Origin of the sequence: Patulibacter defluvii (assembly GCF_034096925.1) — a bacterium.
Lineage (GTDB): Bacteria > Actinomycetota > Thermoleophilia > Solirubrobacterales > Solirubrobacteraceae > Patulibacter > Patulibacter defluvii.
Genome location: NZ_JAWZSQ010000003.1, coordinates 97,416 through 121,053, shown reverse-complemented (window position 1 = coordinate 121,053; position 23,638 = coordinate 97,416). Strand labels below are relative to the sequence as shown.

The 23,638-nt window shown below is 75.6% G+C and carries 21 protein-coding genes; 7 read left to right on the top strand and 14 right to left on the bottom strand.

Annotation, left to right across the window (positions count from 1 at the left end; translation table 11 throughout):
• Nucleotides 1-4: 4 nt before the first annotated feature.
• On the bottom strand, nucleotides 5-1,021 hold the full coding sequence (locus tag SH587_RS04570; RefSeq protein ID WP_320669391.1) for a carbon-nitrogen hydrolase family protein: 1,017 nt from the start codon (nucleotides 1,019-1,021) through the stop codon (nucleotides 5-7).
• A complete protein-coding gene (locus tag SH587_RS04565; protein WP_320669390.1) occupies nucleotides 1,021-2,655 on the bottom strand; it encodes an acyl-CoA dehydrogenase family protein in 1,635 nt (544 codons plus the stop codon). Before SH587_RS04565 ends, SH587_RS04570 begins: the two co-directional genes overlap by 1 nt.
• 116 nt (nucleotides 2,656-2,771) lie before the next feature.
• On the opposite strand from SH587_RS04565, the gene SH587_RS04560 reads away from it, so the two are divergent.
• On the top strand, nucleotides 2,772-4,310 hold the full coding sequence (locus tag SH587_RS04560; protein ID WP_320669389.1) for an NAD(P)/FAD-dependent oxidoreductase: 1,539 nt from the start codon (nucleotides 2,772-2,774) through the stop codon (nucleotides 4,308-4,310).
• Between the two features lie 3 nt (nucleotides 4,311-4,313).
• Nucleotides 4,314-5,336 carry a carbon-nitrogen hydrolase family protein gene (locus SH587_RS04555; protein WP_320669388.1) on the top strand — a complete coding sequence of 341 codons (1,023 nt, stop codon included), beginning with the start codon at nucleotides 4,314-4,316 and terminating at the stop codon, nucleotides 5,334-5,336.
• A 128-nt stretch (nucleotides 5,337-5,464) separates the two neighbouring features.
• Here SH587_RS04555 and SH587_RS04550 read toward each other — a convergent pair whose 3' ends face one another.
• Nucleotides 5,465-5,863: a nitroreductase family deazaflavin-dependent oxidoreductase gene (locus SH587_RS04550; RefSeq protein WP_320669387.1), complete on the bottom strand. Its 399-nt coding sequence runs from the start codon at nucleotides 5,861-5,863 to the stop codon at nucleotides 5,465-5,467.
• Nucleotides 5,860-6,756, bottom strand: a complete 897-nt coding sequence (locus SH587_RS04545; protein ID WP_320669386.1) for an alpha/beta fold hydrolase — start codon at nucleotides 6,754-6,756, stop codon at nucleotides 5,860-5,862. The genes SH587_RS04550 and SH587_RS04545 overlap by 4 nt, the downstream gene beginning before the upstream one ends.
• 76 nt (nucleotides 6,757-6,832) lie before the next feature.
• On the opposite strand from SH587_RS04545, the gene SH587_RS04540 reads away from it, so the two are divergent.
• Nucleotides 6,833-7,426, top strand: a complete 594-nt coding sequence (locus SH587_RS04540) for a TetR/AcrR family transcriptional regulator (protein WP_320669385.1) — start codon at nucleotides 6,833-6,835, stop codon at nucleotides 7,424-7,426.
• 25 nt (nucleotides 7,427-7,451) lie between these two features.
• Here SH587_RS04540 and SH587_RS04535 read toward each other — a convergent pair whose 3' ends face one another.
• The 4 genes from SH587_RS04535 to mmsA all read right to left on the bottom strand — a co-directional run bounded on the left by SH587_RS04535 (nucleotide 7,452) and on the right by mmsA (nucleotide 13,113).
• Entirely contained in the window at nucleotides 7,452-8,903 is a 1,452-nt protein-coding gene (locus tag SH587_RS04535; protein ID WP_320669384.1) for a gamma-aminobutyraldehyde dehydrogenase, read from the bottom strand.
• A 106-nt stretch (nucleotides 8,904-9,009) separates the two neighbouring features.
• Nucleotides 9,010-10,113: an alanine dehydrogenase gene (gene ald, locus SH587_RS04530; protein ID WP_320669383.1), complete on the bottom strand. Its 1,104-nt coding sequence runs from the start codon at nucleotides 10,111-10,113 to the stop codon at nucleotides 9,010-9,012.
• 1 nt (nucleotide 10,114) lies between these two features.
• Nucleotides 10,115-11,557: an aspartate aminotransferase family protein gene (locus SH587_RS04525; protein ID WP_320669382.1), complete on the bottom strand. Its 1,443-nt coding sequence runs from the start codon at nucleotides 11,555-11,557 to the stop codon at nucleotides 10,115-10,117.
• Between the two features lie 29 nt (nucleotides 11,558-11,586).
• Nucleotides 11,587-13,113 (bottom strand): CoA-acylating methylmalonate-semialdehyde dehydrogenase, encoded by a 1,527-nt coding sequence (mmsA, locus tag SH587_RS04520; RefSeq protein ID WP_320669381.1) that lies wholly within the window; start codon nucleotides 13,111-13,113, stop codon nucleotides 11,587-11,589.
• Here mmsA and SH587_RS24595 point away from each other — a divergent pair.
• Nucleotides 13,015-14,445 (top strand): GNAT family N-acetyltransferase, encoded by a 1,431-nt coding sequence (locus SH587_RS24595; protein ID WP_375341730.1) that lies wholly within the window; start codon nucleotides 13,015-13,017, stop codon nucleotides 14,443-14,445. The genes mmsA and SH587_RS24595 overlap by 99 nt on opposite strands.
• Nucleotides 14,446-14,554: 109 nt before the next feature.
• On the opposite strand, the gene SH587_RS04510 is transcribed toward SH587_RS24595, so the two are convergent.
• Nucleotides 14,555-16,177 carry a PucR family transcriptional regulator gene (locus SH587_RS04510; protein WP_320669379.1) on the bottom strand — a complete coding sequence of 541 codons (1,623 nt, stop codon included), beginning with the start codon at nucleotides 16,175-16,177 and terminating at the stop codon, nucleotides 14,555-14,557.
• 150 nt (nucleotides 16,178-16,327) lie between these two features.
• Between SH587_RS04510 and SH587_RS04505 the strand changes: the two genes are divergently transcribed.
• The 3 genes from SH587_RS04505 (at nucleotide 16,328) to SH587_RS04495 (ending at nucleotide 19,172) form a co-directional block, all read left to right on the top strand.
• Entirely contained in the window at nucleotides 16,328-17,233 is a 906-nt protein-coding gene (locus SH587_RS04505; protein WP_320669378.1) for a hypothetical protein, read from the top strand.
• A gap of 91 nt (nucleotides 17,234-17,324) precedes the next feature.
• A complete protein-coding gene (locus SH587_RS04500; protein ID WP_320669377.1) occupies nucleotides 17,325-18,764 on the top strand; it encodes an NAD(P)/FAD-dependent oxidoreductase in 1,440 nt (479 codons plus the stop codon).
• A gap of 39 nt (nucleotides 18,765-18,803) precedes the next feature.
• Nucleotides 18,804-19,172, top strand: coding sequence for a cupin domain-containing protein (locus SH587_RS04495; RefSeq protein ID WP_320669376.1), 369 nt, complete (start codon nucleotides 18,804-18,806; stop codon nucleotides 19,170-19,172).
• 7 nt (nucleotides 19,173-19,179) lie between these two features.
• On the opposite strand, the gene SH587_RS04490 is transcribed toward SH587_RS04495, so the two are convergent.
• From SH587_RS04490 to SH587_RS04470, 5 genes are read right to left on the bottom strand one after another with little or no spacing between them, the layout of a single operon-like run.
• A complete protein-coding gene (locus SH587_RS04490; protein WP_320669375.1) occupies nucleotides 19,180-19,383 on the bottom strand; it encodes a hypothetical protein in 204 nt (67 codons plus the stop codon).
• A 15-nt stretch (nucleotides 19,384-19,398) separates the two neighbouring features.
• A complete protein-coding gene (locus SH587_RS04485; RefSeq protein ID WP_320669374.1) occupies nucleotides 19,399-20,676 on the bottom strand; it encodes a hypothetical protein in 1,278 nt (425 codons plus the stop codon).
• Between the two features lie 26 nt (nucleotides 20,677-20,702).
• Nucleotides 20,703-21,950: a hypothetical protein gene (locus SH587_RS04480; RefSeq protein WP_320669373.1), complete on the bottom strand. Its 1,248-nt coding sequence runs from the start codon at nucleotides 21,948-21,950 to the stop codon at nucleotides 20,703-20,705.
• A complete protein-coding gene (locus SH587_RS04475) occupies nucleotides 21,947-22,513 on the bottom strand; it encodes an RNA polymerase sigma factor (protein ID WP_320669372.1) in 567 nt (188 codons plus the stop codon). Before SH587_RS04475 ends, SH587_RS04480 begins: the two co-directional genes overlap by 4 nt.
• Nucleotides 22,514-22,550: 37 nt before the next feature.
• On the bottom strand, nucleotides 22,551-23,579 hold the full coding sequence (locus tag SH587_RS04470; protein ID WP_320669371.1) for an LLM class F420-dependent oxidoreductase: 1,029 nt from the start codon (nucleotides 23,577-23,579) through the stop codon (nucleotides 22,551-22,553).
• Between the last annotated feature and the right edge of the window lie 59 nt (nucleotides 23,580-23,638).

Below are 23,638 nucleotides of genomic sequence, written 5' to 3'. Positions count from 1 at the left end.
GACACTAGAGCCCCCGTCCCCCGCCGTCGAGCGCCGGCAGCTGCTCGGCGGTCGCGTGGTCGGGCACGTCGGGCCCCGGCGACCAGGCGTGGCGGCCGAGCCGCTTCATCGCCAGGTACTTGGCGCGCCCGTGGAGGTTGCCGACGTACCAGACCAGGTGGGCCGAGAGCGGGAAGCTCGCGTTCCAGAAGGTCGGCGGCGTCGGGTCGCGCGGACGCGGCTCGGCGAGCTCGACGTCGGCCCCGACCCAGCCCTCGCCGTCCTCGTAGGAGAGCCGCGCCAGCGGGCGGCCGTCGGCGTCGCAGATCTGGGTCTCGCCGACGCAGGAGGACGACCACGGCAGCCCGGGGACGAGCGGCGTCGCCATCGTGAAGTCGCCGACGTGCGAGGGGTGGACGACCGGCACGCCGAGCATCCGCGCCAGCCGCGGCGGCGTCTCGCGGCAGTACTGGGTCAGCAGGTGGTGGTCGCGGTCGCGGAACCAGCGGGCGGCGAGCGGCCAGTCGGGCACCGACGGGAAGTGCATCCCGCCGGCGACCAGCCGGACCCCGCCGGCCTGCATCCGGTGGATCGTCCGGGTCCGCCCCCACTCCCAGCCGTTGGCGCAGCCGATCGTCCCGAGCGAGGTCCGCATCACCCCGTCGTCGCGGCCCGGCCCGTAGTAGTTGTTCTCCCAGAACGAGGGAGTGTCCTTGTCGTGGAAGTGGACGCTGCCGTCGGGCTCGCAGAGGGCGTAGGTGCCGCGGGCGTCGGCTCCGCGGACGGCCAGGAAGCCGCCCCCGACCAGGCAGTCGTGGCGCCGCGCCAGCCGCCGCAGGACGGCCAGCGGCTCGCCCAGCACCGGCCGCGCCACCGTCCGCATCCGCCGGTGGTACAGGTTCGGCGTCGTCGTGCTCTCGGGCAGGCAGACCAGCCGCGGGTGGTGCTCGGCCACGGCCCGGTCGACCAGGTCCTCGACGTGCCGCAGGTTCGCCTCGACCTCGCCGAGGGCGACCCGCGGCTGGATCGCCACGACCCGCATCAGGCGTCCTGCGGCCGGTGGCGCTCGACGATCGCGGCGGCGTCGACCGTCGCTGGCAGCTCGCCGAAGACGGCCGGCGCGCCGCGCTCCAGGCGGGTCGCGCAGAAGGCGTCGGCGATCGCGAACGGCGCCCCGCGGACGAGCACCGCGGCCTGCAGCGCGAGCGCGATCCGCGCGGCCAGCCCGCGCGGGTCGGCGGCCAGCCGCTCGCAGTCCGCGACCAGCGACCGCAGCTCGGCGGTGCGGGCGTCGAGCCGGCGGTCGCCGCCGGCCGCGGCGTCGAGCTCGCCGAGCAGCGCCTCGAGCACCGCCGGGGTCCGCTCGACCGCGCGCAGGACGTCGAGCGTCTGGACGTTGCCGGAGCCCTCCCAGATCGACATCAGCGGCGCCTCGCGGTAGCAGCGGGCCAGCCGCGAGTCCTCGACGTAGCCGAACCCGCCCTGGCACTCGATCGCCTCGGCGGCGTGGATCGGCGCCCGCTTGCAGACCCAGTACTTGAGCGCCGGGGCGGCGATCCGGCGGACCAGCTCGGCGCCCTCGTCGCCGGCCCGCGAGCGCTCGGCCAGCCGCACCAGCCAGAGCGCCGAGGCGACGGCCGCCTCGGACTCCAGGGCCAGGTCGGCCAGCACCGACGTCATCACCGGCTGCTCGCTGAGCGGGCGGCCGAAGGCGTGGCGGTGGTCGCCGTGGTGGATCGCCTCGGCGGTGCCCAGCCGCATCACCGCGGTCGAGCCGAGCACGCAGTCGGTGCGGGTGCCGCCGATCATCGCCATGATCGCCGCGACGCCGCGGCCCTCGTCGCCGACCAGCCGCCCCTCGGCCGCGGTCAGCGTGACCTCGGCGGTCGGGTTCGAGCGGTTGCCGAGCTTGTCCTTCAGGCCGGTGATCAGGAACCCGTTCGGGGTGCCGTCGTCGCGCAGCCGCGGCACCAGCAGGCAGGAGATCCCGTTCTCGGTCCGGGCGAGGACGAAGAAGGCGTCGGACTGGATCGCGGAGACGAACCACTTGACCCCGTCGACGGCGTAGCGGTCGCCGCCGAGCGGCCGGGCGACGGTCGTCAGCCCCGACAGGTCGGAGCCGCCGGCGGCCTCGGTCAGCGCCATCCCGATCAGCGCGCCGTCCTTCTCGTGGGCCGGCAGCTCGCGCGGGTCGTAGGCGCCGGAGGCGACCAGCGGCTCCCACTCGGCGGCGACGTCGGGGCTCAGCCGCAGCGCCGGCACGCACGAGTAGGTCATCGCCATCGGGCAGGTCGACCCGGCCTCGACCTGGGCCAGCAGCAGGAACTTGGCCGCCCGCGCGACGTGGGCGCCGTCGCGCGCGTCGACCCACGGGACGCCGGTGATCCCGTGCTCGACCGCCCGCCGCATGATCGCGTGGTGGGCGGGATCGAAGCCGACCTCGGCCGGCCCGGCGATCGTCGGCGGGTGCTCGTTGGCCGTGAAGCCGTCGTCGATCGCGTCGGCGGCGGCGAAGATCCGGCCGGCGGCGTGGACGTCGGGCAGGTACGCGTGCGCGCCCTCGCGCACGAGCGCGTCGAGCAGCGGCCGGTCGCCGGCCAGCAGGTCGCCACCCGCCCGCCGCGGCGGCGCGCCGGTCCGGGGGTCGAGGTCGTGGGCCGCGGTGGTGGTCGCCATGGCGGCGATCAAACACCCGCCCCGGGCCCGCCGATAGGGCGTTGCTGTCCGCCGGCAGACGGATTGCCATCCTTCGGCCCATGGGCGGGGGCGGAGCGCGGTGGGAGCGTTGCCGCATGACCTCCTCCGCCCGTTCGAAGCGCCCCGCCGGGGCCACCGCCCGTCCGACTCCGGAGCGGGTCGACGTGGTCGTCGTCGGCGCCCGCTGCGCCGGGTCGGCGGCCGCCATCGCCCTCGCCCGGCTGGGCCGCTCGGTGATCGCGATCGACCGCACCCGCTTCCCGTCGGACACGCTCTCGACCCACGTCAACTTCCCGTCGGCGGTGGCCGAGGTCCAGCGGCTCGGGGCGCTGCAGCGGATCCAGCGCGAGTGCGACCCGCCGAAGGCGCTGGTGGCCCGGATCGTGGCCGACGGCGTCAGCTGCTCGAACCGCTGGGAGCCGATCGACGGGATCGACTACGCCCAGTCGGTGCCGCGCTGGTCGTTCGACCACGCGCTGGTGGAGACGGCCCGCGAGGCCGGGGTCGACGTCCGCGAGCGGACCACGCTGCTGGAGGTCCTGTGGCGCGACGGCCGCGCCTGCGGGGTGCGGGTGCGGGGCCCGGAGGGCGAGTACGAGGTCGCCTGCGCGCTGGTGGTCGGGGCCGACGGGCGGCGCTCGGCGGTGGCGGGCGCGGTCGGGGCCGAGCGGCCGTACCGCGGATCGCTGCCGCAGCGCGGCGCCGCCTACCGCTACATGGACGACCCGCAGCTGGGGACGGAGTGGCGCTCGACCGTCGTCCAGTTCCGCCAGCGCGAGTCGCACGTCTTCGTCTTCCCCTGCCCCGAGGACCGGATGCTGGTGCTGTTCATGGGCGCCCGCGAGGACGTCTCCGCGTTCCGGGCCGATCCCGAGGGCACGTGGGCGGCGCGGCTGGCGGAGAACCCGGCGGCGGCCGAGCGGGTCGGCGCCGGTGGCGATCCGACGAAGATCCGCAGCACCACCGACACCGCCTCGTACTTCCGCCGCTCGAGCGGTCCCGGGTGGGCGCTCTGCGGCGACGCCGGCCACTTCAAGGATCCGGCGGTCGGGCAGGGGATCCGCGACGCGCTGCGGTTCGGCCGCCTGCTCGGCGAGGGCGCGGCGCCGGTGCTCGACGACCCGCGGCGGCTGGACGCGGCGCTGGCGGCGGTCGAGCGGCGACGCGACCGCGAGTGCCGGGCGACCTACCACTGGGGCAACAAGGAGTCGCGGCTGGGGCTGCCCTCGCCGCTCTTCAAGGAGGCGCTGCGGGCGTTCGACGGCTTCGACGGCGAGCCGTGGCTGGCGCGGCTGTTCGACCGCGGCGGGGCGCTCGGCGCGACGGCCAGCCCGCACCGGATCCTGAGTCCGTGGCGGGGGGCGAAGCTGGCGGCGCGGGCGGCGCTGCGGCCGGGGGTCGACCGGCGGGCGCTGCTGCGCGAGGTGGTCGAGGAGCTGCGGATCGACGCCGACGTCTGGCGCGAGGAGTGGGCCGACCGCTTCCGCGACGACCGGCCGCGGGCGTCGGAGCGGCCGATCGTCGAGTGGCCGGAGCGGCCGCCGCACCAGGTCCGCGGGGAGGTCGCCGCCCCGCTCGACGAGGCGATCGACGAGGCCGCGGGCGCCGTGCCCGCCCCGCCGGTCGCGGCCTGAGCGATGAGCGCCGCCGAGACGACCCGGGTCGTCGCCGTCCAGCTGGCCGTGCGGCTGGGCGAGGTCGACGCGAACCTGCGCCACATCGAGGACGTGATCGGGCAGGCGGTCCGCGAGCACCAGCCGCGGATGCTGTTCCTGCCCGAGGTCTCGACGACGCCGAACGTCTGCCACCCGGCGATGCGGACCTGCGCGCTGCCGGTCGACGGGGCGGCGCTGGCGCTCTACCGGCGGCTGGCGCGCGAGCACGACTGCGTGATCGGGGCGGGGGCGCTGACGATCCGCGGGCGCGACACGTTCAACACCTACTACGTGGTCGAGCCCGACGGGACCGCGCACCTGCACGACAAGGACCAGCCGTCGATGTGGGAGAACGCCTTCTACGCGGCCGGGCGCGACGAGGGGATCGCCGCGACCGCGGCCGGCCCGATCGGCGTCGCCAACGGCTTCGAGTGGATCCGGACCCGGACGGCGGCGCGGCTGCGCGGGCGGGTGCGGCTGCTGGCCGGGGGTATGTGCTTCCCCTCGTTCCCCCAGTGGTCGCTGACCCGGCCGTGGTTCTGGGACCGCGACCACGCGACGATGCTGCAGCTGGCGCGCGAGACGCCGGGCCGGATGGCGCGGCTGGTCGGCGTGCCGGCGGTCCACCCCTCGCACGTCGGCGCGATCACCATGCGGACGCCGATGATCAACGCGATCGCCTGGCCGACGATCATGCTCGGCGAGACCCAGATCACCGACGCGTCCGGCCGCAGCCTCGGCCGCCTGGCCTACGAGGACGGCGAGGGCTGGGTGGCCGCCGACGTCGAGCTGACCGAGCCCCGCCCCCTCGACCCGCTGCCCGGCAGCTTCTGGAACACCTCGCTCCCGGCCAGCGTCCACGCGGTCTGGCACCTCTGCAACACCCACGGCCGGCTGAGCTACGGCTGGCGCCGAGCCCGCGGACGCCATCCCTGGCAGCAAGACGCCGGCTACGGGGCCGACCTGCCGGGGGTGGCGCAGGCGCAGCGAGCGGAGCGGGGTTGAGGGGCCGGCCGAACTGGCGTCATCTCACCCCCACCCTCGCGAACTGGCGTCATTCCACCCCGCTATCCGGAGTGGATTGACGCCACTTCCGGAGGGAAGGGGTGGAGTGACGCCGGTTGGGCGGGCGCCTAGACCCGCGGCCGCCCGCCGCCGGGCAGCGGCTCCAGCTCGCAGACCAGCGCACGGCCGGGGACGCGGGCGGCGGAGCGGGCCAGCGGGCCGAGGGCGGTGCGGTCGTCGGCGTCGACCACGCGCGGGTCGACCATCCGGTAGCGGCGGCCGCGGCGGGTCAGCTCGCCGCCGCCGGCGAGGACGTTGCGGACCCAGTCGGAGCGCTCGCCGTAGACCAGCGCGATCGCGACGCCGCCGTGGCTGCGGAGGGCGACCACCGGGGTCAGGTAGGGCCGGCCGCTGCGGCGGCCGAGGTGGCGGATCGTCGCCCACGGCGGTAGCAGCCAGGCCCAGTTGCGCTGGATCGGGTTGCTGACGTGCTTGTTGAAGCGGGCCACCGCGCGCGGCAGGATCATGGCCGCATCGTCGCGCGTCCGGCCTCCGCCGTCGAGCCCTCCAGGTCCTCGGCCAGGAACCGGCGCAGCTCCTCGGTCAGCCGCTCGGGCTGGTCCTCGGGCACCAGCGTGTAGCTGTCGTCGACCTCGACCAGCCGCCCCCGCGGGAACAGCTCGGCCAGCCGCCGCCCGTGGTCGCGGGGCATCATCCGGTCCTCGGTCGCCCAGACCACCAGCACCGGGCCGGCGAACCGTGCCTGCTCGGCCGCCCACCGCTCCAGCGGCAGCTTGCCGTACGGCGTACGGCCGTACTTGATCAGGTCGCGGCGGACCGCCCGGTCGACGCGCGCCGGGCGCAGCCAGGCATCGGTCACCTCGCGCGGGACCGGGCGCTTGCTCAGCCAGCCGAGGCCGAGCGGCGAGCGGCGGATCGGGTGCCAGCGCATCGCCGTCAGCGCCGCCAGGATCCCGCCCGGGATCCGTGCCGCCAGCGCCGCGTTCTTGCCCGGCAGCCCCGGCGGGTAGTTGTCGAACGCCTCCGAGGGGCAGAGCACCAGGCTGCCGACCCGCTCGTCGAGCCCGAACGTCACCAGCAGCTGCGCGCCGCCCCAGTCGCAGCCGACCAGCACCACGTCGCGCAGGTCGAGCGCCTCGAGCAGCTCGGCGACCAGGCCGACCATCCCCCGCACCTCGAGGTCGGCGTCGGGATCCATCGCCGTCCGGTGGGCGCCGAGCGGCAGCGTCGGCACCACGCAGCGGGCGACGTCGCGCAGACCCGGCACCACCTTCCGCCACAGCGTGCCGTCCATCAGCAGGCCGTGGAGCAGGACGACCGTCGGCGCGTCGGGCACCCCCGGCGGCGGGCCGCTGTCCTCGTAGTCGATCGGTCCGGCGGTCAGCGTCGCGGTGGGCATCTCGGGGACTCCTGGGAGGGACTAGATAGATCGCTCTAGCGACAGCCTCGCAGATCGGGCATGCTGTGGCAACGCCATGACCCGCCCCAGCACCCGCGAGCGCCTGCTCGTCACCACCGCCGAGCTGTTCCGCCGCCAGGGCTACGCCGGCACCGGGCTGAAGCAGATCCTGGCCGGGGCCGAGGCCCCGTTCGGGTCGCTGTACCACCACTTCCCCGGCGGCAAGGAGGAGCTGGGCGGCGAGGTGATCCGGACCGCCGGCGCGATGTACGCCCAGCTGCTGCCGGCGATCTTCGGTCCCGCCCCCGACCTGGTGACCGGGGTCGAGCGGTTCTTCGCCCAGGCCGCCGTCGACCTGGAGGCGAGCGACTACCAGGACGCCTGCCCGATCGCGACCGTCGCGCTCGAGGTGGCCAGCACCAACGAGCCGCTGCGGCAGGCGACGGCCGAGGTCTTCAGCGGCTGGATCGACGGCGGCACGGCCTGGTTCATCCACGAGGGCGTCGAGCCGGCGACGGCGCGGCGGCTCGTGATCGCGATGATCGGCGCGCTCGAGGGCGCCTTCGTCCTGGCCCGCGCGCTCCGCAGCGGCGAGCCGCTGGCCGTCGCCGGACGAACGATCGCCGACGCGACCCGGGCCGCGCTGGCCGAGGGTCCTCCCCCGGCCTGAGCGCGGCCGCCGCTCAGACCGGTCCTTAGCGCAGGTTGGCCATCACGTGCTTGACCCGCGTGTACTCCTCCAGCGAGTACATCGACAGGTCCTTGCCGTAGCCCGACTCGCCGAAGCCCCCGTGCGGCATCTCGGAGAGGTACGGCAGGTGGTCGTTGACCCACACGCAGCCGAAGTTCAGCTCGCGGGTGGCGCGCAGGGCCGAGCCGACGTCGCGGGTCCAGATCGACGACGCCAGGCCGTAGATCGTGTCGTTGGCCCACTCCAGCGCCTGCGCCTCGTCGGCGGCGCGCTGGACGGAGACGACCGGGCCGAAGACCTCGCGCTGGACGATCTCGCTGTCCTGGGCGGGGTTCGCGATCACCGTCGGGCGCACGAACCAGCCGCGCTCGCCGGCCCGCTCGCCGCCGGTCACCACCTGGCCGCCCTCCTCGGCCGCGCGGTCGACGAAGCCGAGCACCTTGTCGCGCTGGGCCGCCGAGATCACCGGGCCGAGCTCGACCTGGTCGCCCTCGGGACCGAACGGCTCGCCGATCCGGATCGACTCGACCGCCGGCACCAGCGCCTCGATCAGCTGGTCGTAGATGCCGGCGGTGGCGATCACGCGGCAGGCCGCGGTGCAGTCCTGGCCGGCGTTGTAGAAGGCCCCGACCTTGATCCCCTCGACGACCGCGTCGAGGTCGGCGTCGTCGAGCACGACGAACGGCGCCTTGCCGCCCAGCTCCAGGTGGGTCCGGGCCAGCGTGTCGGAGGCGGCGCGGGCGATCGCCTTGCCGGTCGCGACCGAGCCGGTCAGCGACACCAGCCGCACCGCCGGGTGGGTGACGATCCCCTCGCCGACCGGGCGGCCGTGGCCGGTGATGACGTTGAAGACGCCGGCCGGCAGCACCTGCGCGGCCAGCTCGGCCAGCCGGACGGTGGTCAGCGGCGTCAGCTCCGACGGCTTGAGGACGATCGTGTTGCCGGCGGCCAGGGCCGGGCCGATCTTCCAGATCGCCATCGCCAACGGGTAGTTCCAGGGCGTGATCTGGCCGACCACGCCGAGCGGCTCGCGGCGGACGAACGAGGTGTAGCCCTCGACGTACTCGCCGGCCGCCTTGCCCTCGAGGTTGCGCGCCGCGCCGGCGAAGAACCGCAGGTGGTCGGCGGAGAGGGCGATCTCGTCGCGCGAGACGCCGCGCGGCTTGCCGGCGTCGCGGGCCTCGCTGTCGGCGATCTCGTCCAGGTGCTCGTCGAGCAGGTCGGCGATCGCCAGCAGCGCGGTCTGGCGCTCGGCCGGCGTCGTCCGCCCCCACTCGCGGGCCGCCCCGCGGGCGGCGTCGACCGCGCGCACCACGTCCTCGGGGCCGCCGAGCGGCGCCCGCGCGATCACCTCCTCGGTGGAGGGGTCGATCACGTCCTCGAACGCGTCGGTCGTGGCGTCGACCAGCTGGCCGCCGACGACGTTCTGCAGGGTGGTCACTCCGGTGGTGCTCATTCGGGGCTCCGCGGGGCGGGGTCTCGGGCTGGGGGGATGGCGGGGGGTGAAGCGGGAGCGGGACGACCGGCGGGCAGGCGGCCCGCCGGTCGTCCCACGGCCTGGATCAGGCCGCGGCCTTGCTGGCGGCGAGCGCCTCCTCGACGGCCGGGATGGTGATCTTCCCGTCGCGCACGTTGACGCCGTCGCGCAGGCCCGGCATCGCGTCGAAGGCGGCGTCGGGGCCGTGGTCGGCCAGCGCCTTGACGTAGGGCAGGGTCGCGTTGGTCAGCGCGCGGGTCGAGGTCGCCGGGACGCCGCCCGGCATGTTCGCCACGCAGTAGTGGAGGACGTCGTCGACCAGGTAGGTCGGGTCGTCGTGGGTGGTCGGGGTCGAGGTCTCGGCGCAGCCGCCCTGGTCGATGGCGACGTCGACGATCACGGCCCGCGAGCGCATCTCGGACAGCATCTCGCGCGAGATCAGCTTCGGCGCGGCGGCCCCGGCCACCAGCACCGCGCCGATCACGACGTCGGCGTGGGCGACCTCCTCGCGGAGGGTCAGGGCGTCGCTCATCAGCACCCGGGCGCGGCCGTCGAAGTACTGCTCCAGCTCGACCAGGCGGGCGATCGAGCGCTCGAGGATCGTCACCTCGGCGCCCATGCCGACCGCCACCCGGGCCGCGTTGGTGCCGACGACGCCACCGCCGATCACGACCACGCGGGCCGGGGCGACGCCCGGGACGCCGCCGATCAGCACGCCGCGGCCGCCGAGCGGGGCCTGCAGGAAGTAGGCGCCGGCCTGCGCGGCCAGGCGGCCCGCGACCTCGGACATCGGGGCCAGCAGCGGCAGGCCCTTGCCGCCCGGACCGGTGACCGTCTCGTAGGCGATCGCGGTCGTGCCGCACTTGACCAGCGCCTCGGTCAGCGCCGGGGCGGCCGCCAGGTGCAGGTAGGTGAAGAGGGTCGCGTTCGGGTTCAGCAGCTCGTACTCGGGAGCGATCGGCTCCTTGACCTTCAGCAGCAGCTCGCTGTCGGCCCACACCTGCTCGGCCTCGTCGACGATCCGCGCGCCGGCCGCCACGTAGGCGGCGTCGGCGAACCCGGAGCCGACGCCGGCGCCGGCCTGGACGAGGACCTCGTGCCCGCGGTCGGCGAGCTCGTGCGCGCCGGCGGGGGTCAGGGCGACCCGGCGCTCGGCCGGCTTGATCTCGGTGACAACGCCAACGCGCATCTCAGTGAACCTCGGAGGGGGTGGTGGTGGAAGGGCCGACCCGCATGTGGGTGCCGGCGTCGGTCAGGACCTCTCCGAGCCGGTCGACGATCTCGTCGAGGACCCCGGTGTCGGAGATCAGGGGCGGAGCGATCTGCAGCACGCTGTCGCCGCGATCGTCGGCGCGGGCGATCAGGCCCGCCTCCAGCAGCCGCCCGGGCAGGAACCCGCGCAGCAGGTCGTCGCGCTGGGCCTGGTCGAAGCGGGTGGCCGCCTCGTCCGCGACCAGCTCGACCGCCCAGAAGAAGCCCTGGCCGCGGACGTCGCCGACGATCGGCAGCGACCGCAGCTCGTTCATCCGGGCGCCCAGGTAGGCCGTGTGCTGCTGGACGTTCTCGAGCACGCCGTCGCGCTCGAAGATCTCGATGTTCTTCAGGCCGACCGCGGCCATCGCCGGGTGGCCGCCGAAGGTGATCCCGTGGCGGAGCACGGTGCCGGGGTCGTAGAGGCCCTCGGCGACCTTGTCGCTGACGAAGACCGCGCCGCCGGCCAGGTAGGCCGAGGTGATCCCCTTGGCCGTGGTGACCATGTCGGGGACGACGCCCTCCTGCTCGATCCCGAGCCAGTTGCCCATCCGGCCGAAGCCGCAGATCACCGAGTCGGCGACGAGCAGGATCCCGTGCTGGTCGGCGATCTCGCGCAGGCCCTTCCAGTAGCCGGCGGGCGGCGTCAGGCAGCCACCGGCGTTCTGGACCGGCTCGGCGATGATCACCGCGACCTCGTCGGCGCCGGCGGCGGCGATCGCGTCGCGGACCTCCTGCAGCAGACGGGCGGTGAAGGCGGCCTCGTCGTCGCCCTCGGGGGCGCGGAAGCGGTTGGTGTTGGCGACGTGGGTGACGTCGACCGGCGGGGTGCCGAAGCCCTCCTTGAAGCCGGGCACGCCGGTGAAGGAGAGCGCTCCCAGGGTCACCCCGTGGTAGGCGATGTGGCGGGCGATCGCCTTCGTCCGCTGCGGCTGGCCAATCGCGCGGTAGTACTCGCGGGCCATCTTCCACATCGACTCGACGGCCTCGGAGCCGCCGTTGGTGAAGAAGACGTGCTTGAGGTCGCCGGGGGCGCGCTCGGCCAGCTGCTCGGCCAGCTCGATCGCCGCCGGGTGGGCGGTGTTCCAGTTGGTGTTGAACGCCAGCGTCGAGAGCTGCCCGGCGATCGCCGCGGTCATCTCCTCGCCGTACGAGTAGCCGATCTGCGAGCAGAAGAGGCTCGAGAGGGCGTCGATGTAGCGGCGGCCCTTGGTGTCGAAGACGTAGGGGCCCTCGCCGCGCTCGAGCACCAGCAGGTCGCGAGCGGGCGGAGCCTGCTCGCTCCCGTAGGCCGCGGCGTGCTTGGTGAAGTGCAGCAGCAGGTGCTCGCGCGCCGACTGCTGGAGGTCGTCGTGGCGGGTCGGGCTGGCGGTGGTGGCCATGTCGTTGTCCTCTCTCTCCCCGACCGGCGCTAGAAGCGCATCCCGCCGGCGGGCGCGGCCGACGTCCCGCCCCAGCGGGAGGTGACGACCTTCTGACGGGTGTAGAAGCGGAAGCCGTCCTCGCCGTTGGCGGAGAGGTCGGCGTCGATCGAGTCGTTCCAGCCGCCGAACGGCATCCAGGCGATCGGCGCAGCGACGCCGACGTTGACGCCGAGCATCCCGGCGTCGGCCGAGTAGCGGAACTCGCGGGCGGCCCCGCCCGACTCGCTGAAGAGGATCGTCGAGTTGCCGTAGCGGCTGCTGTTGGCGAACTCGATCGCCTCGTCGAGGGTCGCGACGCGGATCACGCCGAGGACCGGGCCGAACAGCTCCTCGACCGCCACCCGGTGGTCGGTCGGGACGCCGTCGAGGACGGTCGCGCCGAGGTTCGCCCCGCCCGCGCCGGCGTCGGCGGTGCGGCCGTCGACGGCGATCCGGATCCCGTCGCGCTCGGCGGCGTCGATCTCGCCGACCAGCCGCTCGCGGGAATCGGCGGAGATCACCGGGCAGACGTCGGTCGCGGCGTCGCCACCGGGACCCGTGGTGAGCTTGGAGGCCGCGTCGACGATCAGCTGCAGCGAGCGATCCTGCTCCTCCTGGGTGCCGACGAGGACGGCGAGCGAGCCGGCCATGCAGCGCTGGCCGGCGGCACCGAAGGCCGAGCCGACGATCTGGGCCGGCATCAGCTTCGGGTCGGCGTCGGGCATCACGATCATCGCGTTCTTGGCGCCGCCGAGCGCCTGCACGCGCTTGCCCTGCTCGGTCGCGCGGGAGGCGACGTAGCGGGCGGTCGCGGCCGAGCCGACGAAGCTGACCGCGTCGATCCCGGGGTGGTCGAGGATCGCGTTGACCGCGTCCTTGGCCCCGTGGACCAGGTTGACCAGGCCGGCGGGAATCTCCTCGACCTGACCGACCAGCTCGACGATCCGCTCGCTGGCCAGCGGGTCCTGCTCGGACGGCTTGAGGATGAAGCCGTTGCCGGTGATCAGCGCGTAGGGCAGGAACCAGAGCGGGATCATCACCGGGAAGTTGAAGGGCGTGATCGCGGCGACCACGCCGACCGGCTGGCGGTGCAGCTCGACGTCGACGCCGCTGCCGATCCCCTCCAGGTTCTGGCCCTTCAGCTGGTGGACCCCGCCCATCGCGGCCTCGACCGACTCGATCCCGCGGCCGACCTCGGCGAGGGCGTCGTCGAAGGTCTTGCCCATGTCGCTGACGATCAGCTGCGCCAGCTCCTCGCGGTGCTGGTCGAGCACGTCGCGCAGCCGGTAGAGGGCGCGGGCCCGGACCTGGGGGGCGGTGCGGCGCCAGGCCTTCTGGGCCTCGCGGGCGGCGCGGACGGCGGCGTCGACGTCGGCCGCACCGCCGAGCGGCACCCGCGCCAGCGTCGCGCCGGTCGCGGGATCGCGCGACTCCAGGTGGTCGCTGGCGGCCGAGTCGGTCCAGGCGCCGCCGACGTAGAGCTTGAGGGTGCGGGCGTCGGTGGTCGCCTCGGCGGTCAGGGTGTCGGTCGTCATGCGGCGGGCTCTCGTCTCGGGTTCCGGGGGATCCGCAGGGGACCGCGCGGGGCGGTCGCGTGGTGGACCCAGATCGAGCGTGACGCAGGCCCCCGGGGCGGGGCAGTGGTCAGGTCGTCGAGACTCCCCCGCGCGGGGACAGACGTTGTGTCGGGGGGACGGGGGTCGGGTCCGGATCGTCCGCCGGCGCTCCCGCAGCCGTGCCGGGGTGGTGTAGAACGGGCCGGTGGCCGACGCCTCCCACCGCCCGGTCCGCCTGCACGACGGGCGCGTCGCCTGGCTGCGGCCGATCCGGCCGGACGACCGCGACGCGCTCCAGCGGGGCCTGGGGCGGCTGAGCGAGGAGGCCCGCTACACCCGCTTCTTCGGTCCGATGCCGCGGCTGAGCCAGCGGATGCTCCGCTACCTGACCGAGGTCGACCACCACGACCACGAGGCGATCGTGGCGGTCGGACCGGCGAGGGGCTGGGCGTGGCCCGCTACATCCGCCTGGAGCCGGGCGGCGACGAGGCCGAGATCGCCGTCACCGTGCTCGACGACTGGCAGGGCCAGGGCCTCGGCCGGCTGCTGCTGGAGGCGGTCGCCGACCGCGCGCGGGAGGAGGGGATCGCGACCCTGACCGCGTCGGTGCTGGCCCAGAACCCGGGCGCGATGCACGTGATCTCCGGGCTCGGCGACGACGCCGGCACCAGCCGCCGCGGCGAGGTGGTCGAGCTGCGGGTGGCGCTGCCCGAGGAGGAGGGGATCGGCGGCGACCTGGGGACGCTGCTGCAGGCCGCGGCCGGCGGCTCGATCGTCGTCCTCGGGGCGGTCCTGCGGGCGGCGGCCGGGGCCGACGCGGTGCCCCACGGCGAGCGGGCGCCGCTGCCCGCGGCCGGCGTGCCGACGCGGATCGTGGTCGGCAGCGACGGGTCGGCGACCGCCGCCCAGGCCGTGGCCGAGGCGGCGACGCTGGCCGCCGGGCTCGGGGCGTCGCTGCACGTCGTTTCCGCCTACTACGGGGCGGCGGCCGGGGTGCTGCCGGCCGGGCTGCGGGCGGTGCCGGAGGGCGTCTCCGACCTCGGCTGGATGATCGCCACCGCCGACGACGCGCGGGCGGTGGTCGACGGGGCCAAGCGGACGGCGCTGGCGGCCGGGGTCGAGGCGACCGGCGAGGCCCGGCGCGGGGATCCGGCGTCGGTGCTGGTCGCGGTCGCCGGCGAGCGCGGGGCCGACCTGGTGGTGGTCGGGAGCAAGGGCCTGCGCGGCGCGCGGCGGTTCCTGCTCGGCGGGGTGGCGGAGAAGGTCGTCCGCCACGCCCCCTGCAGCGTCCTGATCGCCCGCACGGGGTGATCGGCCCTCCCCCCCCCGCTCGCGTGGCGGTTGACCCCCGGCGTCCGGGGGCGATCCGCCACGCGAGGGGAATGGGGCGGGCGCTCAGGGGGCTCAGGCGCTCAGGGCCTCAGCGCTGGCCGTCGACGTACGGCATCGCGCGCAGCGCCAGGTGCAGGGTCATCGTCTGCTCGGGGTTGCTCAGGTCGACCTCGAGCAGCTCCTCGATCCGGGTCAGCCGGTTGTAGAGCGCCTGCCGGTTGAGGTGCAGGGCGCGGGCCGTCTCGGCCTTCCGCCAGCCGTTGGCGCAGAGCGCCTCCAGCGTCGGCAGCAGGTGGTGCTTGCGCTGGGCGTCGTGGGCGATCAGCGCGCCCAGCCGCCGCTGGACGAAGCCGGCCAGCTCGGCGTCGTCGCGCCAATGCCAGAGCAGCCGCTGCAGCTCCAGCGAGCGGACGTCGTGCCAGTCGGCGGGCGGCAGCGCGGCGGCGCTGGCGGCGGTCTCGGCGGCGAGCTTCAGCGCCGGACCGGCATCGCGCCAGCGGACCCCGGCGCCGACCGCGATCAGCACGTCGCTGGCCCCCAGGCGGCGCTCGGCGGCGACCCGGATCGCGCGGGCGGCGGCGTTGGCCACCGTCTGCCGCTGGTCGGAGTCGCGCAGCGCCACCACCGCCAGCAGCCGGCCGGCGCGGTCGCGCTGGCCGACGAGCGCCGCCAGCCCGCGCGACTCGAGGTCGGCCTGGGCGTCGCGCAGGACCAGGCTCCAGGCGGCCGAGCCGGCGACCGCGCCGCTCTCGGCCGCGATCGGCAGCACCTGGGCGGCCTGCGAGCTGAAGCCGATCGAGCCGGCCTGGCGCTCGGCGTCGCTGCCCGCGATCCGGCCCTCGGCCAGGTCGGCCAGGAAGTTGCCGCGCTCGCGGGCGACCAGCTCCTCCTCCTGGCGGGCGCGCAGCAGCGACAGCGCCACGATCGCCGCGGCGCGCTGGAGGACGACCTCGGCGATCTCGTCGAGCGGGCCGGAGACGGGCAGCGCCAGCAGCCGCCCGGGGTGCTGGTTGGCGCCCATCGGCACCGGCGCCGCCAGCCCGGCCCGCCACGGCGCCCGGCCGCCCTCGCTGCCGACGGCCTTCCAGGCGTCGAGCGGATCGACGCCGTCGCCCGCCTTGCCGGCGTGGAACAGCAGCCGCCCGTCGCCGTCCTCGAGGAAGATCGGGTTGCCGAGCATCTCGCAGGTGGCGCGCAGGACCTCGGGGATGCCGTGGCCGTCGAGCAGCAGCTGGGTCAGCTGTTGGTGGACGTCGTCGCCGCGCCGCAGCAGCGCGTAGTGGGCGTTGACGATCTCGGTGTGGATCGCCTCGGTGACGCTGATGAAGGCGACCTCGCGGTTGAGCGCGATCAGCGGCAGCCCGTGCTGCTCGGCGGCCTGGACCAGCGGGTCGGGCAGCGCCGCGAAGGTCGGCCCCAGCTCGATCGCCAGCGCGGCCAGGCCCTTCTCCGCCAGCGCGGCGATGAACCGCCGCTGGTCGCTGGCGCGGCGGCCGATCCCCATCCCGGTCGTCAGCAGCAGCTCGCCCCCGGTCAGCATCGAGGCGATGTAGGCGACCTCGCCGGCGTGGACCCAGCGGATCGGCCGATCGAGGTGGTCGCGCCCGGCGAGCACGTCGGGCAGCGCCCGGCGGAGGACCGGCAGCGCCAGCGCCTGGGCGACGGTGATCCGGGGGACGGGCGGGGCGACGGGCTTGGGGGTGATCGGCATCGAGGGGGTTCATGATCGCCGCTGAACCGCGATCGGTCCGTGGCAGATCGTCCAATTTCCCTCCGACCGTACTGGACGATCTGTGTGCTGCCCACAGGCCCGTCCGAAAGCGACAAGACGGGGCCGGAGGGCGGGACTACGGTGCTGATCGTGGACCCCGCGACGATCGTTCCCTTCCTGGCCACCCACGCGCGGCTGCTCGACCGACGCTGGTTGGCGCTGCTCCTGGGCCGCGGCGAGCCCGAGCCGCTGCTGCGGGCGCTGGCCGCCTACCGCAACGACGACGGCGGCTACGGCAGCGGGCTGGAGCCGGACCAGCGCAGCCCGTCGAGCCAGCCGATCGGCGCCCTCCACGCGCTCGAGCTGCTGGAGGACGCCGGGCCGGCGGGCGACGTCGCGGCCCACGCCGTCTGCGACTGGCTGGGGTCGGTGGCGAGGCCGGACGGCGGGGTGCCGTTCTCGACCGCCGACGCCGACGGGCCGGGCGTGGCGGCCTGGTTCGCGGCCGCCGACCGCGATCGGTCGTCGCTGCACCTGACCGCGGCGCTGGCCGGCGGCGCCCAGCGGATCGCCCGTCGCGACCCGGCGCTGGCCACGCACCCGTGGCTGGTCGGCGCGACCCGCTGGTGCCTGCGAGCGGCGCGCGAGCAGCTGCACGACAGCAGCGCGGCGATGACGCTGCGCTACGTGCTGCAGCTGCTCGACGCCCTGGTCGCGCGCGACGACGACCCGGCGCTGGCGGCCGAGCTGGAGCGGCTGGCGGGCCTGCTGCCGGCGTCGGCGACGGTGCCGGTCGCGGGCGGGACCGAGGACGAGGCGATGCGGCCGCTCGACTTCGCGCCGACGCCGGGGACGCCGCTGCGGTCGCGGATCGACCCGGCCGCGATCGCCGCCGACCTCGACCGGCTGGCGGGGCTCCAGCGCGAGGACGGCGGCTGGCCGGTCGAGTGGGCCTCGTGGTCGCCGGCGGGGACGATCGAGTGGCGCGGCACGCTGACCGTGCGGACCCTGCGCGACAACGGTCGGCTGGACCCGGCGGCGGTGTTGGCGGGCTGAGCGCCCCGGACGCTGCGTCGCGGCCGGCCGGGAGCCGCCAGACGTCCTGTCGCACGCGCCGATCGCTCGCGCGCGGCTAGCCTGGCGAGCGATGTCGCCGTGGCCGCGCACCGCCCCGACCGCCGAGCACCGGGCGGCCTACGCCGACGCGGCCGTGCGTCCCTTCTGGCTCGACCCGGACGCGACCGACGTGACGATCCCCGATCCGGCGCCGGCGCTGGTGGGCGCGACCGAGGCCGACCTCTGCATCGTCGGCGGCGGGTTCACGGGGCTGTGGGCGGCGCTCCACGCGAAGGCCGACGATCCCGCGCGCGACGTGCTGCTGCTGGAGGCGGAGACCTGCGCCTTCGGGGCCAGCGGCCGCAACGGCGGCTTCTGCGTCGCGTCGCTGACCCACGGGATCGAGAACGGCCTGGGCCGGTTCCCCGACGAGATGACGACGCTCGAGCGGCTGGGGCTGGAGAACCACGCCGGCCTCTGCGCCGACCTGGAGCGGCACGCGATCGACGCCGAGCTCGAGCACACGGGCGAGCTCGAGGTGGTGCTGCACCCCGAGCAGGCCGAGGAGCTGGAGGAGGCGGCCGCGGCGCTGCGGCGGTTCGGCCACGACGCGGTCGTGCTCGACGCCGAGGCGGTGCGGGCCGAACTGGCGTCGCCGGTCCTCCACGGCGGGCTCTGGGACCAGACGGGCGCGTCGCTGGTCCACCCCGGCAAGCTGGCGCTGGGCCTGCGGGCGGCGGCGCTGCGGGCCGGCGTGCGGATCCACGAGCACAGCGCGGCCAGCGACCTGCGGGAGACGACCGCCGGCGGGATCGAGGTGCTGACGGCGCAGGGTCGGGTGGAGGCGCGGCGGGTGCTGCTGGCGACGAACGCCTTCCCTCCGCTGGTCCGGGCGCTGCGGCGCTACGTGGCGCCGGTCTACGACTACGTGCTGGTGAGCGAGCCGCTGAGCGCCGAGCAGCGGGCGTCGATCGGCTGGTCGAACCGCCAGGGGATCGGCGACGCCGCGAACCAGTTCCACTACTACCGGCTGACGGCGGACGACCGGATCCTGTGGGGCGGCTACGACGCGGTCTACCGCTACGGCGGACCGGTGGCGCCGCGGCTCGACGACCACGACGCGACCTTCGCACGGCTGTCGCAGCACCTCTTCACCGCCCTGCCGCAGCTGCGCGGGCTGCGGTTCAGCCACCGCTGGGGCGGGGCGATCGACACCTGCAGCCGCTTCTCGGTCTTCTTCGGCACCGCCCACCGTGGGCGGGTGGCGTACGCGGCGGGGTACACGGGGCTGGGCGTGGCCGCGACCCGCTTCGGGGCCCGGGTGGCGCTCGACCTGGTCGACGGGCGCGAGACCGAGGCCACCCGGCTGCGGTACGTGCAGCGCAAGCCGACCCCGTTCCCGCCCGAGCCGCTGCGCTCGGCGGGGATCCAGCTGACCCGCAACCGCCTGGCCGCGGCCGACCGCAACGGCGGCCGGCGGGGGCTGTGGCTGCGGACCCTCGACCGGCTGGGCCTGGGCTTCGACAGCTGAGCCCGGCCCGACCGTCCCTTCGACCATCTCCCTCGCCGAATGACCCTTCCCGCCTTCGCCGTCGACGTCGCCACCGCCGTCCTCGGCCCCGTCGACCTCGATCCATCCCAGGTGCTCGACGGTGATCCCCAGGTCTCCGAGCTGACCCTCGACACGTCGCCCGACGGCCGCGTGGTCCGCGGCATCTGGCAGATCACGCCCGGCGTCAGCACCGACGTCGAGGCCGACGAGCTGTTCGTCGTGATCAGCGGTCGCGCGACGGTCGAGATCGAGGACGGCGCCACGCTCGACCTCCGCCCCGGCACCCTCGGCGTGCTGCGCGCCGGCGACCGCACCACCTGGCGCGTCGAGGAGACCCTGCGGAAGGTCTACCAGGTGACGGTGGAGGGGTCGGGGTCGGAGGGATAGGGGGCGGTCACCAGGTGGTGGCGGCGGCGGGCCGCAGCACGGCCGTGACCGCCTCGTCCTGGGGATCGCGGCCGAGCGCCTCGGCGACCACCCCGCGCAGGTCGCCCCACGCGGTCCACGGGCCGCCGTCGAGCCGCGCGACGTAGGTCCGGTAGGAGCCGACGCGCTCGATCTGGAGCACGCCCGCGGGGGTCTCGACCAGGAGGGTCACGGCAGGCCCGCCGGCTCAGAGCCCGCTCAGCCGGAGCATCTCGCGCTGGATCCGGCCGTCGGCGAAGCGGCCTTCCATCCGCAGCGCGCCGGTGGTGAAGCGCCCGTCGTAGACGACCAGGTAGGCCCCGGCGGGCGCCTCCGGAGCGACCGTGCGGACGTCGCGCGGCGAGCGCAGCGTCAGGGTCCGCAGCCCGCGCGGCAACAGCCCGGAAACGACCGTCAGGTCGGGGAGGACCCTGCGGGCGATCCGGCCCCGCGCCGACGCGCCGGCTTCCCGCTCCGGTTCCTGCCCCAGGTCGCCGCCGGACATCGACCACATCAACGGCTGCCGACGGCGGGTCGGGTCGACGCACTGGACGGCCTCGGCCGGCGGCACCCGCAGGAGCCCGCGTCGGAAGTCGATGCTGCCGACGAGCCCGTCCACCAGCCGCCCCACCGGTCCCATGCACCAGCCCTGCGGGCCGCGCACGACCACGACGCCGAAGGGCGGGCCACCGGCCGGATCAGCCGCTCGCGCCCCGACCTGCACCGGCGCACCGGGCCTCGGCCGACGGGCCCGCTCCTCGCTTCGCCGGCGGCGCGCCCAGGCCGGCTCGTCGCGCATCACCGGCTCCGCGCGCCGAGCCGTGTCGACGGTACCGCGCCCGCGGTACTCGACGACCGCCTGCGGGCTGATGCCGATCGCGGTCCGGTCGACCGTCGCCAGCACCACGCCGTCGCGCCCGACCGCGACCGGACGCAGCCGGTCCCCCAGTCGCACGCGCAGGGTCCGGGCCGCCGGCCCGACACTGCCCCACAGCACCGTGCTGGCAATCCGGGGCGCCGGGCCGTCGAGGCCGGCCAACGGCCGCACCAGCTCGAGCGTCGGGACCCCGCCCTGGTCGGGCCGGCGGCTGCCGCAGACCAGCGGCGTCGCCTGGCTGCCGGGGCGGACGGGACGGAACGTCCCGACGCCGTCCAACCAGCCGGGGCGTCCGCGATCCAGGCGGACCAGCTGCGTGCAGCGCTGGGGCCCGCCGAGCGGCCGGATGCGGCCGCGGTCGCGGTAGCTGCGGCGACCGTCGAAGCGCCACAGCGCCCAGTCCGGGCCCCCGGCGGGATCGGCGACGCGGGCCGCGACGATCACGCCACCGACCGCCCGCACCCGGACGGCTCCGTCGTGCGACGGCTCGGGGCGCGCCGCCGCCCGACGCAGCACCGGGGCGTCGACGGCGCGCGCGTCCTCCGGGCGGTCCTCGGGCAGGGCGACGGCCGCGGCCGTGCCGCCGGCGACGCCGATCGCGACCAACACCGCGCCGCTCCTCAGCCACGTCCGCGTCATCCCGCTCCTCCTCGCCGGACCGGCACCGGATCGGGCACCAGGTTCGTGTCGCCGCGATAGATCCGGACCCGGCCGTCGGCGGTCCGCACCCGCACCCGCAGCCGCCGCGGATCGACCGTGGCCGGCAGCACCGCGAGCACGATCCGGCCGTAGCGCTGGAACGCCGCGCGAGGACCGCCGGGCGCGCCGAGCACCGTCACCGACCGCACGTTCGGACCGCCGACGCCCCAGACCGCCGTCCGGACCAGCCCGCGCGGCCAGCGTCCGCTGCCGCTGATCTGGCCCCTGGCGAGCGCCCGGACCGGAGCGCGCAGCCGGCGGATCGCGAAGAAGACGTCCGAGCCGCGGTCCGGTGCGACCCGTCCGCCGCCCCCGCGCAGCAGTCCGCAGGCCGCCGGGCTGGTGGGCGCTCGGCGACTCTGACGGGCCCAGGTGAAGGCGACGCAGGTGCGGGCGTCGCCGCTGCTGGTGCCGGATCCGTCGGTCGTCCAGGCGTTGCCGCCGGCGGGATCGCGCACCACCCGGCTGTCGCTGCCCAGCGGCTCGACCTGCCTGCGGCCGCCGGAGAAGGTCATCGTCACCACCAGCCCGAGGTTCTCCGGGTAGCCGGCGTAGACGGTCAGGAACGCGCCGCCCGAGGCGACCGGGAGCCGCCGCGGACCGTCGACGCCGTCGACCTCCACCGACCGCAGCCCCGCCCCCGCCACCCCGCTGACCACGGTCCGCACGTCCCGCGGCCGGCGGCCGTCGAAGACCCGCGCGCCGACCAGCGTCGCCCGCGGCCCGCGCTGCTCGGCGCCGCAGGCGTCGGTCACGCCCTCGGCCATCGTGCGGAAGCGACCGTCCAGGCCGACCAGGCCGAAGGCGCCGTCGCGGACCTGGCCGACGGTGCTGCAGGTGTAGCCGGTCTCGCTGCGGGCGATCCGCAGGGTCCAGGGCGGGACGGCGGCGTCGGGATCCTCCACCCGCAGCGGCAGGACGCGGGCCGAGGTCGGCACCGGGGTCTGGGTCGGCGGCACGTCCTCCTTGGCCGGCGCCGGGATCACCGCGCCGCGCAGCGCCAGCAGGGTCGCCGCCGCGGCGCCCGCGGTGACGCCGAGCGAGAGGACGATCGCCGCCAGCACGGTGGGCAGCGACCAGCGGCCCACGCGCTTGCCCCGCAGCCGCCGCGGCTCGGCCACGCCTGCCCGCCGGGCCGCCGCCCGCACCAGGTCCCGCTCCAGCCCGTCGATGAAGTCGCTCACCGTCGCACCTCCCCCAGCTGTCCGCGCAGCAGCGCCAGGCCGCGGCTGACGCGCTTGCGCACCACCGCCTCCGAGACCGCCAGCGAGGCGGCGATCTCGGCGTAGTCCCGTTCCTCGACGATCCGGGCGTGAAGCGCGTCGCGCTGGTCCGGCGGCAGGTCGTCGACCAGGGTCCGCACGGCGTCGGCCGCCTCGTGGTCGAGCAGGTCGTCGATCCGGGCCAGGTCGCGGTCGGTCAGCTCGCGCCGCTCCATCCCCAGCCGCCGCCGCGCGCGGTCGTCGACCTGGCCCCGCCGGACGGCGTCGATCAGCTGGTGGCCGGCGATCGTGAACAGCCAGCCGCGTGCCGATCCCCGCTCGGGATCGAAGGCGTCCAGCCGCTCCAGCAGCAGCGCGAAGGTCTCGGCGCAGACGTCGGCCGCCAGCTCGGGACGCCGGGTCCGCCGCAGCAGGTAGGCCAGCACCGCCTCGACGTGCCGGCGGTAGAAGACGCCGAACGCCTCGGGCTCGCGGCCCGCGGCGTGCAGCAGCTCCTGGTCGCTTCGCTGGTCGGGACGCCCCACGTCCTCTATACGAGCACGCCGCCGTCCCTGTGACCGGCTACCCCTGCGCCCGCGCCAGCAGCCCGACCGTCCGCGCCCGGTCGCTGCCGAAGACGACCGCGCTGAGGCCGTCGACGCCGGCGTCGGCGAAGGCGCGCACGCGGGCCGGCAGCTCGTCGGGGGTGCAGGCGATGCCGGCGACCTCGATCAGGTCGGGGGTGACCGCGCGCATGGCGCCGATCCGGTCGCCGGAGAGGAAGCGGTCCTGGACCTCGCGCGCGGCATCGCCGAAGCCGTAGCGGTCGCAGAGGTCGACGTAGAAGTTCTTGTCCTTGGCGCCCATGCCGCCCAGGTAGAAGGAGATCCACGGGCGGACCGCCTCCTGGGCCGCCTCCAGCGTGTCTTCGACCGCCACCGGGACGCCGGCGACGACCTGGACGTCGGAGCGCGTGCGACCGGCCCGCTCCAGGCCCGCGTCCAGCCGGTCGTAGAGGACCGCGGTGTCGTGCGGGTTGAGGAAGGCCGGCAGCCAGCCGTCGGCGATCTCGCCCGCCAGCTCGATCGCCTTCGGGCCGATCGCCCCCAGGTAGATCGGCAGCCGCTCCTGGACCGGGCGGATCATCAGCTTCAGCGGCTTGCCGAGGCCGGTGCCCTCGGCCACCGGCAGCGTCCACTCGCGCCCCTCGTGGACGACCTTCTCCTGCGCGAGCGCCCGGCGGACGATCTCGACGTACTCGCGCGTGCGGCCGAGCGGGCGCGAGAACGGCACCCCGTACCAGCCCTCGGAGACCTGCGGACCGCTGACGCCGAGCCCGAGCCGGAAGCGGCCGTTCGAGATCACGTCGAGCGTCGCCGCCGCCATCGCCGCCGCGGTCGGCTGGCGGGCCGGGATCTGGAACAGCGCCGAGCCGATCCCCACCCGCTCGGTCCGCGAGGCCAGCACGCCGAGCACCGAGACCGCGTCCTGACCCCACGCCTCGGAGACCCAGACCGCGTCCAGCCCCTCGCGGTCGGCCTGCTCGGCGAGCGCGATCTGCTCGTCGAGCGAGAACCAGGGCCAGTAGGCGAGGAACAGCTGGATGCGCACGGCGATCTCCCGGAGTCGGGCCGCGCGCCACGCGCGGCGGTCGCCCGAACGCTATCCGT

What these genes read in the sequence shown, in the direction of transcription:
- SH587_RS04570 (WP_320669391.1), bottom strand. Translation starts at nt 1,021, where the DNA reads ATGCGGGTCGTGGCGATCCAGCCGCGGGTCGCCCTCGGCGAGGTCGAG.
- SH587_RS04565 (WP_320669390.1), bottom strand. Translation starts at nt 2,655, where the DNA reads ATGGCGACCACCACCGCGGCCCACGACCTCGACCCCCGGACCGGCGCG.
- SH587_RS04560 (WP_320669389.1), top strand. Translation starts at nt 2,772, where the DNA reads ATGACCTCCTCCGCCCGTTCGAAGCGCCCCGCCGGGGCCACCGCCCGT.
- SH587_RS04555 (WP_320669388.1), top strand. Translation starts at nt 4,314, where the DNA reads ATGAGCGCCGCCGAGACGACCCGGGTCGTCGCCGTCCAGCTGGCCGTG.
- SH587_RS04550 (WP_320669387.1), bottom strand. Translation starts at nt 5,863, where the DNA reads ATGATCCTGCCGCGCGCGGTGGCCCGCTTCAACAAGCACGTCAGCAAC.
- SH587_RS04545 (WP_320669386.1), bottom strand. Translation starts at nt 6,756, where the DNA reads ATGCCCACCGCGACGCTGACCGCCGGACCGATCGACTACGAGGACAGC.
- SH587_RS04540 (WP_320669385.1), top strand. Translation starts at nt 6,833, where the DNA reads ATGACCCGCCCCAGCACCCGCGAGCGCCTGCTCGTCACCACCGCCGAG.
- SH587_RS04535 (WP_320669384.1), bottom strand. Translation starts at nt 8,903, where the DNA reads ATGAGCACCACCGGAGTGACCACCCTGCAGAACGTCGTCGGCGGCCAG.
- ald (WP_320669383.1), bottom strand. Translation starts at nt 10,113, where the DNA reads ATGCGCGTTGGCGTTGTCACCGAGATCAAGCCGGCCGAGCGCCGGGTC.
- SH587_RS04525 (WP_320669382.1), bottom strand. Translation starts at nt 11,557, where the DNA reads ATGGCCACCACCGCCAGCCCGACCCGCCACGACGACCTCCAGCAGTCG.
- mmsA (WP_320669381.1), bottom strand. Translation starts at nt 13,113, where the DNA reads ATGACGACCGACACCCTGACCGCCGAGGCGACCACCGACGCCCGCACC.
- SH587_RS04510 (WP_320669379.1), bottom strand. Translation starts at nt 16,177, where the DNA reads ATGCCGATCACCCCCAAGCCCGTCGCCCCGCCCGTCCCCCGGATCACC.
- SH587_RS04500 (WP_320669377.1), top strand. Translation starts at nt 17,325, where the DNA reads ATGTCGCCGTGGCCGCGCACCGCCCCGACCGCCGAGCACCGGGCGGCC.
- SH587_RS04495 (WP_320669376.1), top strand. Translation starts at nt 18,804, where the DNA reads ATGACCCTTCCCGCCTTCGCCGTCGACGTCGCCACCGCCGTCCTCGGC.